The sequence below is a fragment of the Psychroserpens sp. NJDZ02 genome (assembly GCF_004843725.1).
Taxonomy (GTDB): domain Bacteria; phylum Bacteroidota; class Bacteroidia; order Flavobacteriales; family Flavobacteriaceae; genus Olleya.
Genome location: NZ_CP039451.1, coordinates 2,786,054 through 2,803,540 on the forward strand (window position 1 = coordinate 2,786,054; position 17,487 = coordinate 2,803,540).

Consider the following 17,487-nt stretch of genomic DNA (forward strand, 5'->3'; position numbering starts at 1 on the left):
TTCCAAAAAAATTAATTACTTTATGGAAACGTTTTTAGGAAAATTATTAAGCTTATTTTAGACCACAAAAAAACGTTACTCAGAATTCAAAAAAATGATAAATAAATTATTTCTGACTTTCTTATTATTATCTATCGAAATAACTTTCGGACAAATAAACAAACCTGATTCTTCTATTTTAAATGAAAGTGGAATAAATTATACTCCTATTACTAAATCTTCTACCATAAATTCAACTGAAGGAGCATCTTTTTGTAAAGGTATTTTTGAAAAACATCCTCAAGTTTTAACGGATATTGGAATATCTATTTTAATTTTAAAGGAAGAATGTAATTGTACTGTTGGAGATTTTGATAATAATGGATATTTGGATTTTGCTTTTTGGGGGATTGACAAATCTGAACCGATAAAGCACGGAGTTAATCATTTAGATTATGAAAACTATGTTGTATTATTCTTTGAAAAATCCAATATAATAAATACAAAAAAAATTAAGACAGAACCTGGCTTACCTTTAGTTTATTACCCTAAAAGAAGCCAGATAGGAGACAATAATGAACCTATAAGTAACAAAGAATCTCTTTGGGTTTGGGGAACTACAGAAGATGGTTATGATGATTATTCACAAGGGACAGTTTACATCTACAATAATTATACAAAAGAATTCGAAAAAGTAAAATACCCTTATGAAAACTTATCACAAACAGCAAAAACAACTTTAACAAACGATTATCTCTATAGTGCTACTGTAAATTCAAATACTTCTTTAAATGTAAGAAGTTCTCCTGATTTAAAAGGAACAAAAATTGGAAACATAAGATATCGTAAAGAAGTAAAGGTGCTTAAGCATACTAATATTTATTTTTCTTTAAAACTAGAAAATAGAACGGCATATGGGCAATGGGTTTATATATCATATATAGATTCATACAAAAAGGTGAAAAAAGGTTATGTATTTGACTACTTTTTAGAAATGAATTTTGATACCAAGAAGCTTGGTATTAATATAACTGATGCTATAAAAAAGTTTAAAGAGCATAAAGATTGTCTTATTGAAAATGTTTCTACTGACTTTTTATTTAGTATTCAAGGGTTATCTTATTCAAAGGAAGATTCTAATAGAGTGGAACGAATACGAATTGAAATACAAGGTATAACAGACTCGAATACTACTTTCCAAAGAATTGATTATAAACCTAATAATTGGATGATGTACAATGAAGTTGATTGTGATGCAAGAAGTAATTTTGAAGAAAAAAAGACTTCTATTGAAATCGGCAACTTAGGACACCTTATAATATGGGATTATAATATTGATGGATTACAAGATTTTGCCATTATGAGCGACCAAGGTATGAATGCTGGTTCATATTATGATTTTTATATGCAACAAAAGGATGGTAGCTTTAAAATCGAAGAATACCCTTTTTCACTATTTCCTACTAACATAGATTATGAAAACAAAACAATCACTGAAATACATCCTTTAGGCTGTTGTAAATTAAGTGGAGCAACATACAAAAAAGAAAAAAATAAATGGAAATTAATTAAAACGATAAATGAGGATATGTAATACTCAAAAACTGCATACAACAATGGTAACCGTTGCACAACCCCTTAAAAAAGCATAAAAACAGCTTAAAATCTTTGATTTTAAGCTGTTTTTAATTTTAATACGTCATTTTTTCTCTAAAATGCAAGTGGCTTAAAACATAGTATTCGAACGCTTATTAGGTAGTTTTTGATGCTTTTAATAAAAGCAAGTAGTCCTGCTATACTTTCTAGCCCGTTTTTCATGTGTTTTTGTACTCTGCTTTACTATATATACGAAATTTCTATATCTTTAAAAAGCACATTGTGCAACAGGCACACCGTGTCTAATTAATTACTTGGGTCACTGCTGACTTACGAACATTCCTACGGAATATTCTATCTGTGATTTATTTGCTAAATTAGTTGCATAACCAAGTAGCTAGCCATACACTAAACCGTTAGCCACAATAAGACCTAAACGACCTAGAATTACATATTAATAGCTCTGATTATATATATTTCTATGAGAAAAAATCAAGGAAAAAATTCAATAACGAGAGAAAGGCAAGCAAATCTAAATATGTTAAAGATGTTCGCGAAAATTGGAAAGAAGTAAGAATTAAAACCGAGGACTGCATGCTAATAAATTATGACACCAAAGTCAATAAAGATTCTATAACCTATTCAATGACTAACGAAAAAGAATCGTTTTATGACTGGATGGACAGAGATAATAAAAAAGTGGATTTAGTTGACATACAAAGAAGTAAAGTATTGTGTCAGCAGATAATAGACGGAAAAATTATCAAGGAATTTTCTACTACAATTGATATGGACATTACTATTGTAGAATTTAAATTAAAAATGAGAGACTATGTGAGTGTATATTTTCCAGTTGATTTTGATAACGAAAATTATTTTATCGATTTGGAATTTCTAAATGAAGAAATTGATAAAAATAAATTTAAATAAGCATAATTACTGTGGCTAACATAGTATAAAAATAGTGCTTAATCAAGAGTTGGTACGCTTTTGTAATGTCTAATTTTTGTTTGTAAAACACTCTCATATAAACCCGTAGCTATTTTTTTTGCATAAATGTTATAAGAAATTTGACGCAACCATTTCGGGATTTTAGCATCTATTAACAAAACAGTAATATCTATTAAAAAAAAAACAGTAATCATGAAAAAAATAATTCTTTTAATATCATTCATAGGAATTTTAGCATCGTGTTCAAATGATGATTCTGAATCTGAAATACAAGAATTTGTGGCTGGAGAAGTGTCTGTCGGAATTAAAAGCGGAACAGACATAAATGACTTGTTTGAATTTATAAATATTTTTGACCATCAAGTTGATAATGTGAACTCATTGACCTTTAATTCAAATTTGGAATCAGACAATTTACAACACGTTTTAGATGTTCTTAATGAAAAAACTTATACAAATGATGGCGTAAATTGGTTTGTAACAGGTTATTTAGATTCGGAAACAAACGATATTACGATATTTCCAAGACTTTTTGGAATGGAAAATACTCAATACCAAACTGACTGGATTAATTCAATGAGCGAATTAGAATTGACAGAAAAACATAATACAGAATTGAACAGCGGAATAATCCGTTTCTACGTTCCTGTTGGTAAAGAGATAGAATGGAGAAATCAATTTGCGAATTACGATATTGTCGATTGGTCTGAACTCAATTATATTTCAGAAATTCAACCACACACGAATTAAAAAAAACGGCTTACCACACTGTTACCGTTGCACAACCCCTTAAAAAAGCACAAAACAGCTTAAAATCTTTGATTTTAAGCTGTTTTTAATTTTAATACGCCATACTTTCTCTAAAATACAAGTGGCTTAAAACATCGCAATCAAACGCTTATTAGATGGTTTTTGGTGCTTTTAATAATAGCAAGTAGTCCCGCTATATTTTTTAGCAGATTTTTCATGTGTTTTTGTGCCTTACATTACTAAGTAAACCAAATTTCTATATCTTTAACAACACGTTTTGCGAGAGGTACACCGTGTATAATTAATTGTTACTGCTAGCTTACTTAAGAAAATCCTTGCGGATTTTTTATCAAGTTTTTATTTGTTAAATTAGGAACTTAAACACACCACTTAAATTATCAGCTTAATTCAATTTTTGACCTGTAGCCATATCTCAGGACAAGACATAAAAAAACTCAAGTAGGGAATGAAATATTTTTGGATTATTATAATACTTATGACGCTTTCTTGCGTAAAGAAAAAAAAAGAATTTATACAACCTAAAATTCTAATAAAAAATTCAGGGTTTGATTTAACCAAATTAAGTTTTAACGAAGATGTCTTGACGCTAATGTCAAAATCATTAGACACCATTAATAATTATAAGAATGTTAATTATCCAACGGACGCACAGAAAAAAAGTTTAGCTCAAAATAGTAAAGCAATTTATTTAGATGAAAAAAGATACTATTTCCAATTATTAGAATTGGACAGTGTTGCTCAATATTTTGGTTTAATGGCCGATAACATTAAAATAGAAACGGATTCAACTTTAAAAATACAGGCTTGTTGGTCTAATGCTAAAGTATTTGACAGTACAAAATTAGACTCAGTATTACATAAAATGTACGTTCATTATGGTAAAACCAATTGGATGAAAAATTATGAAGCTGAATTAGGCTTACAAAAAGTAGTTTATGCTAACACAGACGAAAATGGAAAAATCACACACGAAATAAAATATGAGGAGTATGAAATTGACTATGAAGCATACTTGTACGAATATAAAATCAATAATTTTGATAATTTTGATCAATGGAGTTTAGCGGATAGAATTATTCAAGTTAAAATATCTGATGGAGTTGAATCAATAATAAACCTATCCTCTGGTCAAATAGAAAGAAAACCATATTATAGTGTCGAGCTTTTAAGTATTCTAAAAAAAGAATATGAATTAATAAAAAAGACTTTAGCCTCAGAATCCACTAAATATAATTATCCCATGCGAATTGTGAAACCATATTATATTGAAGATTTAGATTTTTACCTCCATTTTAATAGGTTTTATATTAGTGAAACAAAAGATGGAAAAAAAACATATGACTTTAATAAGTAACCTATGCGCAACAATTTAATTAGATATAAATTTTAATATTTTTAAAAATCGCTTTGAATATATATAACCGTTTATGAAAAATATATTAAAATATTCTACCTTTTTTGGACTAGGAGCAATAATGATTATTGTTCTTACTTATCTTTACATGCCAAATTTATCAGGAAGTGATGCAATGGGAAAGGGTATTGCAGATGGATACAATACTATTGGATTTATAATATTTATTGTTCCTTACTCGCTTATAATTATATTTTCTTTGTACAAGTTTTTAATAAATCAATCTGAGTTTGAAAATAAATCTATTTGGACTGTTATTCATATTATTCCATTCTTATTTGCTGTGTTGTATGTAATTGGAAATACTCTAGAGGCTATTCAAAATTGATTGTCATTGAAAAATAACTACTGCTAACCCCAGTAAAAGTTGCACAACCCATAATATTTTAATAAATTAAGTAAACTAAGTCTTTTTAGGGGGCTTGATTTTTATTGTTTATTAAGTTTTTCCTTTATTTTGGTGCGCTTAAAAGGAGGTCTATCGCCTTTTGAATACTGTGATTTTTTTTAATAAAAAGTCAAGTGCTTTTTGCTTGACTTTTTGCTCGATTTTGTAATAGGTTTAGCTGATTTTTAAGATTATATTTAGGTTATAAAACACCTGATATGGTATATAAATTATCAGCTTAATTCAATTTTAACCTGTAGCTATATTTCAGGACAAGACTTATAAACCAACATTTTGAAACAAATACTATCAATTCTAATTTTTCTATTTTCTATTACAATTTATTCTCAAAACTTTGTGAATTTGAATTGTGAAATGGGATTTGAAAAAATTCAAGTAGAAACAAAACCTGAAGAACAAGTTTCCTATAAAACAATATACTCGCAAAAAGTTTATGGAAAAGAAAGCTTTGAATTCAGCCAAGGAATAATTGTGATTAAAAATATTAATGACCAAATTTCTCAAAATGAAATTATCGAAATTATAGGTCGTATAGCAGTTAATAAAAAATTCATCAAGATAATTGCTTTGCAAAGTTGTGATGCAGGCGAATTATACTTGCAACAAACGGAATTAACATCTGAACAGAAGAATTACTTAAGCGAAAATCTGATTGTAGAAATGGATATTGACTTACTCAAATCTTTATCAAAAAAGGAAAAGAAAAAACAAAGGAAAAAACGTGATTTAATAGAAACTGTTTCTAAAAAATCCTGCGACAAATTATCTCAATTAAATAAAAAGGACTTTACGCGTGAACAGTTTACGCAAATTGTTTCAGCTTTGAGTGCCGAATATGCCGAAAAAACAATGAATGTATACGAAATGTCATTTGAAGAAAGTGCGGGTATATTTGTAACAGATATGACCAATTACTTATTTTCGAATTGTGGAGCACTCAAAAAATTGATGCAATAATGATAACAAAGTAAAAAACACGTTTGCTAACAATATATATAGCAAATTGGGCGATTAGTGTTAAATCCAAAGGTCATTGTCTATTTACAAAGTCGCCAAATCTATTGATTTGGATTTAAACTAGAAAAGATAAAACAAAATAAAAAGATTTGGCTTGTGACTAAACTGAAAGTAATTACTTGTTTTCTGCCCCACTTGCCATATATTTAACGTTAGCTGGAAGCTGAAGAAAAACTTACTGACAATAAAAAATGAGAGTAATTAGAAAGTCAATAGAACAAACAACAGAGCATTATAATTTGATTTCGGAATATGAAAGCAAATATGATTTTCAAATGGATGTTGAAAAAGGTCTAAGCTCAATTTTTTTATTTTCCCAGAACTTTCCTCTGAAAGCTGTTTCAGATTTTTTATCAGGAGAGAATTTTTCAATGTCTGAATGTTTTGAAGAAATAGAAATTTCATACCATTTAATTAAATATGGTTTTTATAAGCAATCAATGATAAGTCTTAGGACGAGTCTAGAAATCGGTCTATTATCAATTTATTGGTCAATTATAGGAAAAGAAAGTTCTGAATTCAAACAATGGTTGTCATCTAAATTTGATACACCTTATAAAAATGAAAAATTCTGGAAAAAAATTAAAACAAATGAAAATATCAAACTTTTTGATTTAGAATTTAACCTGATTGAAGAAATTAAAAAGTTTGGTTTGTCCGACTTTGTGCACACTAAGGGAGTTAGGTATTCAAATTATGGAGAATTTCAAAGAAAGATAAAGGGACAAGATAAGTTTGAAAATTACCAAGAATGGCTAAAAAACTTTAAAGATATTGTGCGGATTTTAGAAATCTTACACTTATTAAAATTTCCCACTTTGAATATTCGATTTTCAACTGATTTTTTGCTGTCTAAGTTTGGCACCTTTGATAGTATTCCTCAGTTTGGTTCAGGGTTCGGAGATGAGATGAATAACCTTTCTTCATTTATTCCACAAAATCAAATATCATTTATAAATGACATGGCTAATTCCGATGAAGAAGTGATTGAAATAAAAAAATGGATTAATGAATTACCTGACTTAACAGAAGAAGAATTAGAAAGCAAAATACTGGATAATCAAAAGAGAAATATTGAAAGTTGTGGATTTGAAAACTGGAGTTCAAATACAACGATTTATGACAGTAGAATAACTTCTGATATGATTATCAAACTTAGAGAGTGGTCAAAATCCAAGAATTTAATGACTTTTGAAAATATAATCGAAAACCATAAAAAGAAAGCTAGCAGCTAACAATGGTAACCGTTGCACAACCCCTTAAAACAGCTTGAAATCGTTGGTTTTAAGCTATTTTTAATTTTGACTCTCCGTATTTTCTCTAAAATGCAAGTGGCTTAAAACATACCATTCGCACGCTTATTAGGTGGTTTTTGGTACTTTTAATATAAGCAAGTAGTCCCGCTATACTTTCTGGCCTGTAAGCTTCCCATAAAACCGAACTATTAAAAATTAAAAGGATAGTAGTTAAACGCCTTATCGGAATGACATTGGGTTAGAAATATTTTTTAATTAGCTATTTTTTTTGTGCAATCAGTAGTGTGTTGGTACCTGTCACCTGTTCTAAGACAGTACAAGTAAAATGAGTCTGCTTTTTAAAATAATTAATCACATGATATGGTTTGTCTTGCTTGTCTAAATTTATCCCCAAATTATAAAGGACAGTCCCTTTTGGGTTTATCATTTTAGATAAGGTATTACTAAACGTTTCTGTTAAAAATGGAGTAGGGACCTCTTGATCAATAAATAGGTCAACTATAATTAAATCATAGTTTGAAGTACAGGTGTTTACAAAATCTAAAGCATCACAATTAAAGATGTTTATATTGTCAAAATGGGATAAGTTAAACTCGTTTTTTGCTATAGAAATTACTTTCTCATCAATCTCTAAGACATCTAATGTCCCGTTATAATCAAATTTGTTTTTCAAAGAATGGACGATACTGCCGCCACCTAATCCAAGGAGTAATATGGAGTGACTGTTTTTAATATCTATTTTAGAAAGACCTGTTTCTAGAATGCGCTGCAAAGTGCCGTAAGAATAGTTTGCATTTTTACTATCTAATACTTTTCGACCGTTAATCCAAGTGACTTCTAATACGCCATTAAAATCAGTGTCTATTTTAGTGGTTTGAGGCCAGATAAAACTCAGTAGTTTTTTCATCATAAATTAAGAACAACGTATTACAAGATTAGTCGTTTGGTTTAGTTACAAATTTAATTGTTTTTATATATTGTGATAGCAATTTATCATTATTAAATAATAGTATGTCTTTTAAATGTAGGCCTGTACTTTCGGTATTAAATAGGATTAACAGGAAATATCATGTATAAAAAAGCTCCTTTTATCACAGTATAGTACTGGATAAAAGGAGCTGTAATTATTGGTAGACGTCTTAGTTTTCTGTTGTCACAGGAAATCCGCGGTCTCTTAATAAGGCTTCAATTTTAGCATCTCGTCCTCTAAATTGTCTAAAAGCTTCAGCGGGATCCATGCTGTTTCTTGGCGCAAATAAGTACTTGACTAATTTATCAGCAACTTCTTTATCATAAAACCCTCCTGGAGCATCTTTAAAGGCTTCTGAGGCATCACTAGTTAATACATCTGCCCACATGTAACCATAATAAGCAGTAGCGTAACCTTCACCAGAAAAAACATGACCAAAATGTGGCGTTCTGTGACGCATTGGTAATTCTTTTGGCATATTTAATTCGACTAACGTTTCACGTTCAAATTTGTCAATATCAATATTTTCAGGATCAGCGAGGTGTAATTTCATATCCATTAGTGCAGACGCTAAATATTCAGTAGTACCAAACCCTTGATTAAAAGTAGAAGCTTTTTTGATTTTAGCCACTAAACTAGCAGGAATTGGCGCCCCAGTTTTATTATGTACTAAAAATTGATTGATGACTTCATCTGTAGATAACCAACGTTCTAATAATTGACTCTGAAACTCGGTATAATCTCTAACACCTCCATTTAAAGTTGGGTATTTTACATTAGAAGAGAAGAAGTGTAACGCATGCCCAAACTCATGAAAAAAGGTTTGTGCATCATCCCAAGAGATTAATACAGCTTCTCCAGGCGCCGCTTTTACAAAGTTTGAATTGTTTGACGCTAAGACTGTTTTTGGACCATCAAACGTCGTGTGACTTCTGTATGTTGTTGCCCAAGCACCAGAACGTTTTCCTGGTCTTGCAAAGGGATCTAAATACCATAAACCAATATGTTTTCCAGACTCTAAATCGGTCACTTCCCAAACTTTAACGTCTTCATGAAATACGGGTACTTTACCTTCTTCAACAGGTGTAAACTTGTAATTAAATAAACGTCCAGCAGTGTAAAATAAGGCTTGAGTTAATTTGTCTAGTTGTAAGTATTGTTTCACCTCATCGCTATCCAAGTCGTATTTTTTCTGTCTTACTTTTTCTGCATAAAAACGGTAATCCCAAGATTCAATTTCAATTTTATTTCCTGAGGCATCAGCAACAGCTTGCATGTCTGCAACTTCTTCTTTAACTCTTGCAATGGCTGCAGGCCAAACGGCTTCCATTAATCCCATAGCATTTTCTGGTGTTTTAGCCATACGGTCTTGTAAACGCCATTCTGCATAATTCTTATACCCTAATAATTCAACACGTTCTCTACGTAGTTTTAAAATATCGGCGATAAGTGTATTGTTATCATATTGGTCCCCATTATCTCCTCTAGAGTAGTAGTTGGTCCAAACTTGCTTACGTAATTCACGATTTGTACTGTACGTTAAAAAAGGATCCATTGAAGATCTTGTGTTGGTGATGGCATATTGCCCTTCCTTACCATTATCTGTTGCTATTTTTGCAGCAGATTTAATAAACCCTTCACTTAAACCGTCTAATTGGTCTTTGGTTAAATAGGTGATATAATTTTCTTCATCATGTAATACATTATCTCCAAATTTATTATAAAGTGTCGATAGCTCTTTGTTTATCTCAGCATACCGTTTCTTTTTAGTGGCATCTAATTCTGCACCATTCATTTCAAAACGTTTGTAAATAAGGTCAACAACACGTTGTTGATCTACTGGCAAAGGTTTGCTTTGCGACGCATCATAAACAGATTTGATACGTTTAAATAATTTTTCGTTTTGATTAATTTTAGAAGTATAATCAGATAATTTTGGCGCTAGGTTACCTTGTACTTCTCTAAATTCTGGGCTACTCATATTACTACTAAAAATACCGTAGTAAGTAAAGACGTTATCTAAACCGCTACCAGCACGTTCCATAGCTTCAATAGTATTTTCAAAAGTAGGTGCTTCTGTATTGTTGGCAATAGCATCTATATCTTCTAGACCTTTTTCCATACCTTCAAGAACAGCAGATTCTATTTGATCAACTTTCATTTTGTCAAAAGCAGGAACACCTCCGTAAGGTCCGGTGTAGTCTTTAAGCAGTATGTTATCAGACATTGGTTTTGCGGGTTCTGCAGTTTCAGCTTCTTTTTTACAACTCACACTAAATAGTACAATAGTGCAGGTTAGGATAGAATATAATGTGTTTTTTTTCATATAATAATAGATATTTTTTTTCAGCTTAAAAATACTTAAAAGTGAGTAGTTAATCTATGATTTCTACTTTTTTAATATAGATATTTCTCATTGGCCAATCGGCTTCATCCACTTTAACCGCATTTATTTTATCAACAATGTCCATGCCTTTTATAACTTCTCCAAAAACAGTGTAATCACCATCTAAGTGGTACGCGTCTTGTTGGGTTATAAAAAACTCATAAGGAGAGGCTAGTTTGTGCGGATTTTCAACCTCACTACTAGGCATGGATATGACACCTCTTTTATGTGTGTAGCCCCGTTTAGTATCAGTGGGTAATAAATAATGACCAATTTTATAACGTTTTGCAGCTACCTTTACATTGTCCGTGTTACCACCTTGAATGATAAAGTTTTTTACTACGCGATGAAACTGAGTGTTATCAAAAGCACCTTGTTTAGTTAAAAATATAAAATTGGCACGATGGAATTTGGTTTTGTCATATAATAAAATATCGATAGCACCAACAGAGGTTATAATACGGACTTTGTTTTCTTTGTTGTTAGTAGCATAGTCTAAAAAGAAATCCATCACATTATCCTTTGAGACATAAGGATATTCTCTAACAGGCGTGGTGTCTTTTTCAACGACTTTAGTCTCTGTTTTAGAAGTGTTGTTTTTGGTTTTAGACTTGGATTGTTTATCTTCACAATTAAGACATAAAAAACAAAAACCAACCAATAATAATACGCGCATTTTTAAAATGAATTTTAATGAATTTATCATAGCGTTGCCAAAAATAAAAAATATCCCTTTGCCAGCCGAAGCTTCTCAGCTTAAAATGGTACCATCTTACAGACAGGAGTTAGTTACCCAACAAGGCGAAAATATTAAAAAAGCAAGACAAAGCGCAGTATTAGCATTGTTTTATCCTGATTTAGACGCACAAACTAAACTGATTTTAATTTTACGAAAAACCTATAAAGGGGTACATTCCGGTCAAGTAGGTTTTCCTGGTGGTAAAGTAGAGTTGGAGGATAAAGATTTAATGTATACCGCATTGCGAGAAACGCATGAAGAAGTTGGGGTCCATCCCAAACTAGTGACTGTTTATAAAAAAATGACACAAGTTTATATTCCGCCAAGTAACTTTAACGTGCAACCTTATATAGGTGCGGCAACACAAACCCCTATTTTTACCAAGCAGGATGATGAAGTGGAGGATTTATTGGAAGTTTACCTGTCGGATTTATTAGATGATAATAATGTAACGTCTAAAAAAGTTAAGACAAGTTATGGTGCTGATGTTGAGGTGCCTGCATTCAATTTAGGGACGCATTTAGTTTGGGGAGCAACAGCAATGATGCTAAGCGAAGTCAAAGACTTGTTAAAAGCGACCTTATAACTTAAAGGTTTTTCTATATTTGTTAATACTAAATGTAAAATAAAACTATGGGTTTATTTAAAAAAAATCCTTTTGGACATATACTTTTTGTAAAAAAATGGCTGATTAGAATACTTGGTGTTTTATCACATAGGCGTTTTAGAGGGTTTAACGAACTACAAATTGAAGGGTCTGATATTATAAGGGATTTACCAGATACTAACGTATTATTTATCTCTAATCACCAAACTTACTTTGCGGACGTTATTTCAATGTTTCATGTCTTTAATGCGGCGTTAAGTAATCGTCAGGATTCTATTAAAAACGTTGGGTATTTATGGAATCCTAAATTGAATTTTTATTACGTTGCCGCTAAAGAAACCATGAAATCTGGTTTATTACCTAAAATATTTGCTTACACAGGATCTATTAGTATAGAACGTACTTGGCGTAGCGAAGGTAAAGATGTGAACAGACAGGTTAAAATGTCTGATATTTCTGCCATCAAAAAAGCCTTGGATGACGGATGGGTAGTGACCTTTCCGCAAGGGACAACCACACCATTTAAGCCAATCCGTAAAGGAACAGCGCATATTATAAAACGTTACAAACCAATAGTAGTACCAATAGTAATTGATGGTTTTAGACGTAGTTTTGATAAAAAAGGATTACGTATTAAAAAGAAAAACGTGTATCAGTCTTTCGAAATCAAAGAACCTTTAAAAATTGATTACGAAAATGACTCTATTGCAGATATCGTAGAACAAATAGAATATGCTATCGAGCAACACCCATCGTTCTTAAAAGTAATCCCTCAAAAAGAGTTACTAGCACAAGAAGAACTGAATAAAAAACGAGAGTGGTTAGGAGATATTTAATTCCAGTACATACCATTAAGGTTTATATATAACCATAAAAAAAGCATCAAAATAAAATTTTATTTTGATGCTTTTTTTATGTCATTCATTTCTTTTATTTAGACTTCAATCTTTTTTAACTCTTTATAGTTTCTGTTTAGACGCTTTAATAAAATACCATATATTAAACTGTAAAAGCCAAATATAATGGCCATAACGATTATAGTTAAAACCGTCACTACACCTATAAATTTAGATAATTCCATGGTGGACATAGCCGTAACATTAAAATCTGTGTTTTTAGTTTTTAATGATAAGTAAGTATAATATGGCGCAGATACTACAATTATAAATAAATTATAGACCACGTAGTATTTAATAATTCTACGTGTTTTTAAAATATTAGTCATCAACTGCTTTGTACTGTCAACGACGGATATGGTTTTGTAAGATCTATATAATAAATATATAAAAACAACGATAACAAGATAGGATAGGAGTAATAGTGTCTTTTGCATAATACCATCCCCAAAAGTCTCCGTAAAATGCTTATGATAATCTTCCGACATCAAAAAAGGCGTAAAATTACACAGTAATATAAACACTAATTCGGCAATGCTTATATAAAATAACGTCTTCACAATGTTAGACGATTTTTTAAATAACATGGGATATATTTGGGAGGCTGATTTTTTTTCAAATCGATCATCGCTTTTAACCCAATCTTTTTTTAATAATTCTAATTCATCCATAGGTTAAGGATTTAAAATGGTTCTCAGTTTGTTTTTCACTCGGTTCATCTTCACTCTAGCATTAACTTCTGTAATACCCATTGTTTCGCTTATTTCTTTATAATTTTTGTCTTCCAGATATAAAAAGACTAGGGCTTTTTCTATATCATTTAATTGGTGGACGGCAGCGTATAATAATTTTAATTGTTCTTCTTCCGTGCTATCGTATTCTTCAGCACTAATTTTAAATTGTACAGTGTCAAATTGTTGCGTATTGATCGTGCGTTTAGACTTTCTGTAAAGTGTAATAGCTGTATTTAAGCCCACACGATACATCCAAGTACTAAATTTACTGTCCCCTCTAAACTTCGGGAAAGCCTTCCATAATTGGATGGTTATTTCCTGAAATAAATCGTTGTGCGCATCATAATTATTGGTGTAAAGTCTACAAACTTTATGTACAATATTTTGATGCTGTTCAAGCAATTCAACAAAATTTTGTTCTAATGGTTTACTCAATGGTTATTTGGTTAGTTTAACTATTAGTAGTTAAAATTATAAAGATGTTACACAAATTTAAAATTATTTTTTAGGACGTTACCTTTATCCTGAATTTAGTTCAGGATAAAGGTCAGGCTTTCACTACTCGCTCTCTACGAGGAGCTCAAACACACCGTTCAATCCTTAACGCAGCTCAGTAGTAAAAATCAACACTTCGGGCGTAAATTATTTCTAATCCTAGGTCGTCAGTCCATCTTTGTAGCATCAAACAATCAAAAACGACTAATCTATGAAAGCTTTATTATCCTTTTTAATCCTCCTTTTAACACTAACCACACAATCCCAAACCACAATCTCTGGGACAGTAACGGATGCTAAACATCAGCCAATAGTAGGAGCTAACGTCTATTTAGAAGGGACTTATGATGGCGCTAGTACATTAGCAAACGGACATTTTGTATTTACAACAACAGCAGTTGGACAACAAAGCTTAGTGGTGTCCTTTGTATCTTATGAAGCTAAAACAATAATCAAAGACGTTACAAGCTTATCAAACTTAAAAATCACATTACGTGACGATATTAATACTTTAGATGCAGTTGTTATTTCGGCAGGGACATTTGCAGCAGGAGACAACAGTAAGGTTTCCGTTTTAAAACCTCTAGACGTCGTGACTACAGCAAGTGCTTTAGGCGATTTTGTTGGCGCTTTACAAACCTTGCCTGGGACATCAACCGTTTCCGAAGATGGACGATTATTTGTGCGAGGCGGAGATGCAGAAGAAACTCAGATTTTTATAGATGGTATACGTGTCTTTACGCCGTATTCACCAACCACTAATAACATCCCCACCCGTGGACGCTATTCGCCATTTTTATTTGACGGAATTACCTTTTCAACAGGAGGGTATAGTGCCGAATACGGGCAAGCATTGTCTAGTGTTTTAGAATTAAATACCGTTAACCAACCAGATCAAGACAAAACTGATATAGGAATTATGAGTGTTGGAGCCAGTCTTGGAAATACTCAAATTTGGGGTAGAAATAGCTTAAGTGTCAATGCGTCGTATATTAATTTAGCGCCTTATTTAGAGCTTTTTGAAGATCGTAACGATTGGAAAAAACCCTACGAAACTATTTCTGGAGAAGCGGTGTTTAGACACAAAACAGACAATGGGATTCTTAAATTATATTCCGCCTTTGATACTAGTAATTTTAGCGTCATACAAGACGATATTAATTATACAGACGGATTACCATTTGCTCTTGATAACAAAAATTTATATTTTAATGGATCATATAAAGCAGTTTTAAACAGCAATTGGACCTTATCTAGCGGTCTAAGTTATACCTATGCTAAAAGTAAAGTTAATGTGTTTGATAGTCGTATTCATTCCACAGAAAATTCAATTCATGCTAAGCTAAAATTAAAACACCGATTTAGTAATCGGTTTAAATTAAACTTTGGAGTGGAGCAATTTGCCACTACATTCGATGAGCGTTATCATGATACTTTTGTAGATCAAATCAACTATGGTTATCATAACAATCTAACAGGTGCATTTACAGAGGCAGATGTGTTTGTCTCTAAAAATTTAGCCTTAAAAGTTGGATTACGTGCGGAATATAGTGCGTTGTTTGATAAGGTAACTTTATCGCCAAGAACGTCTTTAGCCTATAAAACAGGACGTAAAAGTCAATTGTCATTAGCTTATGGTAATTTTTACCAACAACCCAACAGTGAGATTTTAAAGTTTGATCAAAATTTGGACGCGCAACAAGCAGAACACTACATTTTAAATTATCAATATAATGCAGATGGTAAAATATTTAGAGCAGAAACATATTATAAAAAATATAGCGATTTAGTTAAATACGATACTGATTTTACCAGCTTTGATACTAATTATAATAATTTAGGGTCTGGTTATGCCAAAGGATTAGAACTGTTTTTTAGAGATAATAAAAGTATTAAGAATATCGATTATTGGGTAAGCTATTCGTTATTAGATACAACACGAGATTATAAAAACTACCAAGAATCAGCACAGCCTAATTTTGCGAACACACATAACTTATCAGTTGTTGGTAAATATTGGATTGAAAATTGGAAGAGTCAAGTAGGTTTCAGTTATGGATTTGCTTCTGGACGCACGTATACCAATCCAAATACAAGTGGGTTTTTAAATCAAAAAACAAAAAGCTATAACAATTTAAGTGTTAATTGGGCCTATTTGTTAAGTCCGCAAAAAATCTTGTATTTTTCTGTCAACAATGCCTTAGGTTTTAAAAATGTTACGGGTTATCAATATGCAGATACCCCAGATTTAAATGGACAGTTTAATAGCCGAACATTACGTCCTGCAGCAGATCAGTTTTTCTTTGTAGGGTTCTTTTGGACTATTAGCGAGAAAGGGACGGATAATCAATTGGATAATCTTTAGTAGGTTGTTGTTAGTTGGTTTTTAGTAAAACTCCTCTTTCTTTTGATTTCCTTTTAAGGGAAATTAAAATTCATTCTCCTCTTAAATTAAAGAGGAGAGCTGCTATATAATCGACTTGTAACTTTGCTAAACTAATTAGGAGTAATCACATATCGTCAGTTCGAGTGCTGTGACGCGGGAGTAGTTTGTTGAGAACTATTCTGATAGTAAAAACTCCTCTTTCTTTTAATGTCCTTTTAAGGGCAATTAAAATTCATTCTCCTCTTAAATAAAAGAGGAGAGCTACATATAATCGACTTATAACTTTGCTAAACTAATCAGGTTTAATTATATCCCGTCAGTTCGAGTGCTTTGACGTAGGCGTAGTTTGTTGAGAACTGTTAAAATAAAGGTAAAGACTCAAACTGTGCAATTATAAATAACTTACCACAAGCTCTAGCATCAGACAAAGCATCGTGATGTTTTAAAGCAATATTGTGGACTTTACAACACGCATCTAATTTAGCGGGTTTATAGCCTTTACTACGATACAATTTAAGAGTGCATTCCCAACGTTGTTCCATGACTAAATCTGTATGCGGAATATTATAATCACTCATCGTTTTTAGTAATACCGTTCGATCAAAAGACTCATTGTGAGCAACCGTTACAATTCCAGAAATACGTTTTTTAATTTCCGGATATACCGCTTTAAAGTTTGGAGAAAACCGGGTGTCGTCCTCAGTAATGCCATGGACTTGTACATTATGGTAGTTATAGTCGTTGTTTGGAGGCTGAATTAAAGCATGAAACTCTTCAATAATTTCTCCATCTTTAAACGTTACAATGCCGACCGAGCAAATGTGGTGTCCTTTTGCGGTCTCGAAATCTATTGCAGCAAATGTAGATGACATGTTTTTGGT

The 17,487-nt window shown here is 31.5% G+C and carries 16 protein-coding genes; 10 read left to right on the plus strand and 6 right to left on the minus strand.

The genetic code is table 11. The features are described 5' to 3' along the window. Window positions 1–94: 94 nt before the first annotated feature. The 7 genes from E9099_RS12265 (at window position 95) to E9099_RS12295 (ending at window position 7,372) form a co-directional block, all read left to right on the plus strand. A complete protein-coding gene (locus E9099_RS12265; protein ID WP_136583852.1) occupies window positions 95–1,573 on the plus strand; it encodes an SH3 domain-containing protein in 1,479 nt (492 codons plus the stop codon). A gap of 596 nt (window positions 1,574–2,169) precedes the next feature. Next, window positions 2,170–2,505 (plus strand): hypothetical protein, encoded by a 336-nt coding sequence (locus tag E9099_RS12270; protein ID WP_136583853.1) that lies wholly within the window; start codon window positions 2,170–2,172, stop codon window positions 2,503–2,505. A 213-nt stretch (window positions 2,506–2,718) separates the two neighbouring features. Then, on the plus strand, window positions 2,719–3,276 hold the full coding sequence (locus E9099_RS12275) for a hypothetical protein (protein ID WP_136583854.1): 558 nt from the start codon (window positions 2,719–2,721) through the stop codon (window positions 3,274–3,276). Window positions 3,277–3,742: 466 nt separating this feature from the next. Beyond that, on the plus strand, window positions 3,743–4,651 hold the full coding sequence (locus tag E9099_RS12280; protein WP_136583855.1) for a hypothetical protein: 909 nt from the start codon (window positions 3,743–3,745) through the stop codon (window positions 4,649–4,651). Between the two features lie 73 nt (window positions 4,652–4,724). Continuing rightward, entirely contained in the window at window positions 4,725–5,039 is a 315-nt protein-coding gene (locus E9099_RS12285; protein WP_136583856.1) for a hypothetical protein, read from the plus strand. A 354-nt stretch (window positions 5,040–5,393) separates the two neighbouring features. Continuing rightward, complete coding sequence (locus E9099_RS12290; RefSeq protein ID WP_136583857.1) at window positions 5,394–6,077, plus strand: hypothetical protein; 684 nt, start codon at window positions 5,394–5,396, stop codon at window positions 6,075–6,077. A 251-nt stretch (window positions 6,078–6,328) separates the two neighbouring features. After that, entirely contained in the window at window positions 6,329–7,372 is a 1,044-nt protein-coding gene (locus E9099_RS12295; protein WP_136583858.1) for a hypothetical protein, read from the plus strand. A 280-nt stretch (window positions 7,373–7,652) separates the two neighbouring features. Here E9099_RS12295 and E9099_RS12300 read toward each other — a convergent pair whose 3' ends face one another. From E9099_RS12300 to E9099_RS12310, 3 genes are all read right to left on the minus strand, one after another. Next, a complete protein-coding gene (locus E9099_RS12300; RefSeq protein WP_136583859.1) occupies window positions 7,653–8,303 on the minus strand; it encodes a spermidine synthase in 651 nt (216 codons plus the stop codon). A 229-nt stretch (window positions 8,304–8,532) separates the two neighbouring features. Continuing rightward, window positions 8,533–10,689: a M3 family metallopeptidase gene (locus E9099_RS12305; protein WP_136583860.1), complete on the minus strand. Its 2,157-nt coding sequence runs from the start codon at window positions 10,687–10,689 to the stop codon at window positions 8,533–8,535. A gap of 49 nt (window positions 10,690–10,738) precedes the next feature. Then, complete coding sequence (locus E9099_RS12310; RefSeq protein ID WP_136583861.1) at window positions 10,739–11,425, minus strand: peptidylprolyl isomerase; 687 nt, start codon at window positions 11,423–11,425, stop codon at window positions 10,739–10,741. A gap of 7 nt (window positions 11,426–11,432) precedes the next feature. Between E9099_RS12310 and E9099_RS12315 the strand changes: the two genes are divergently transcribed. Further along, the gene (locus tag E9099_RS12315) at window positions 11,433–12,074 is read left to right on the plus strand and encodes an NUDIX hydrolase (protein ID WP_136583862.1); all 642 of its coding nucleotides are present in this window, start codon (window positions 11,433–11,435) and stop codon (window positions 12,072–12,074) included. Window positions 12,075–12,121: 47 nt separating this feature from the next. Continuing rightward, a complete protein-coding gene (locus E9099_RS12320) occupies window positions 12,122–12,931 on the plus strand; it encodes a lysophospholipid acyltransferase family protein (protein ID WP_136583863.1) in 810 nt (269 codons plus the stop codon). Window positions 12,932–13,029: 98 nt separating this feature from the next. Here E9099_RS12320 and E9099_RS12325 read toward each other — a convergent pair whose 3' ends face one another. Continuing rightward, complete coding sequence (locus E9099_RS12325) at window positions 13,030–13,662, minus strand: hypothetical protein (protein ID WP_136583864.1); 633 nt, start codon at window positions 13,660–13,662, stop codon at window positions 13,030–13,032. Window positions 13,663–13,665: 3 nt separating this feature from the next. Continuing rightward, window positions 13,666–14,160: an RNA polymerase sigma factor gene (locus tag E9099_RS12330; RefSeq protein WP_136583865.1), complete on the minus strand. Its 495-nt coding sequence runs from the start codon at window positions 14,158–14,160 to the stop codon at window positions 13,666–13,668. A 271-nt stretch (window positions 14,161–14,431) separates the two neighbouring features. Here E9099_RS12330 and E9099_RS12335 point away from each other — a divergent pair, with 271 nt between their 5' ends. Further along, window positions 14,432–16,585 (plus strand): TonB-dependent receptor, encoded by a 2,154-nt coding sequence (locus E9099_RS12335; RefSeq protein ID WP_136583866.1) that lies wholly within the window; start codon window positions 14,432–14,434, stop codon window positions 16,583–16,585. A gap of 380 nt (window positions 16,586–16,965) precedes the next feature. Here the strand turns inward: E9099_RS12335 and E9099_RS12340 are convergent, their stop codons facing one another. Further along, entirely contained in the window at window positions 16,966–17,478 is a 513-nt protein-coding gene (locus E9099_RS12340; RefSeq protein WP_136583867.1) for a 3'-5' exonuclease, read from the minus strand. Window positions 17,479–17,487: the final 9 nt, after the last annotated feature.

Coding starts and splice junctions, on each gene's coding strand:
- E9099_RS12265 (WP_136583852.1), top strand. CDS start 95: ATGATAAATAAATTATTTCTGACTTTCTTATTATTATCTATCGAAATA.
- E9099_RS12270 (WP_136583853.1), top strand. CDS start 2,170: ATGCTAATAAATTATGACACCAAAGTCAATAAAGATTCTATAACCTAT.
- E9099_RS12275 (WP_136583854.1), top strand. CDS start 2,719: ATGAAAAAAATAATTCTTTTAATATCATTCATAGGAATTTTAGCATCG.
- E9099_RS12280 (WP_136583855.1), top strand. CDS start 3,743: ATGAAATATTTTTGGATTATTATAATACTTATGACGCTTTCTTGCGTA.
- E9099_RS12285 (WP_136583856.1), top strand. CDS start 4,725: ATGAAAAATATATTAAAATATTCTACCTTTTTTGGACTAGGAGCAATA.
- E9099_RS12295 (WP_136583858.1), top strand. CDS start 6,329: ATGAGAGTAATTAGAAAGTCAATAGAACAAACAACAGAGCATTATAAT.
- E9099_RS12300 (WP_136583859.1), bottom strand. CDS start 8,303: ATGATGAAAAAACTACTGAGTTTTATCTGGCCTCAAACCACTAAAATA.
- E9099_RS12305 (WP_136583860.1), bottom strand. CDS start 10,689: ATGAAAAAAAACACATTATATTCTATCCTAACCTGCACTATTGTACTA.
- E9099_RS12310 (WP_136583861.1), bottom strand. CDS start 11,425: ATGCGCGTATTATTATTGGTTGGTTTTTGTTTTTTATGTCTTAATTGT.
- E9099_RS12315 (WP_136583862.1), top strand. CDS start 11,433: ATGAATTTTAATGAATTTATCATAGCGTTGCCAAAAATAAAAAATATC.
- E9099_RS12320 (WP_136583863.1), top strand. CDS start 12,122: ATGGGTTTATTTAAAAAAAATCCTTTTGGACATATACTTTTTGTAAAA.
- E9099_RS12325 (WP_136583864.1), bottom strand. CDS start 13,662: ATGGATGAATTAGAATTATTAAAAAAAGATTGGGTTAAAAGCGATGAT.
- E9099_RS12335 (WP_136583866.1), top strand. CDS start 14,432: ATGAAAGCTTTATTATCCTTTTTAATCCTCCTTTTAACACTAACCACA.
- E9099_RS12340 (WP_136583867.1), bottom strand. CDS start 17,478: ATGTCATCTACATTTGCTGCAATAGATTTCGAGACCGCAAAAGGACAC.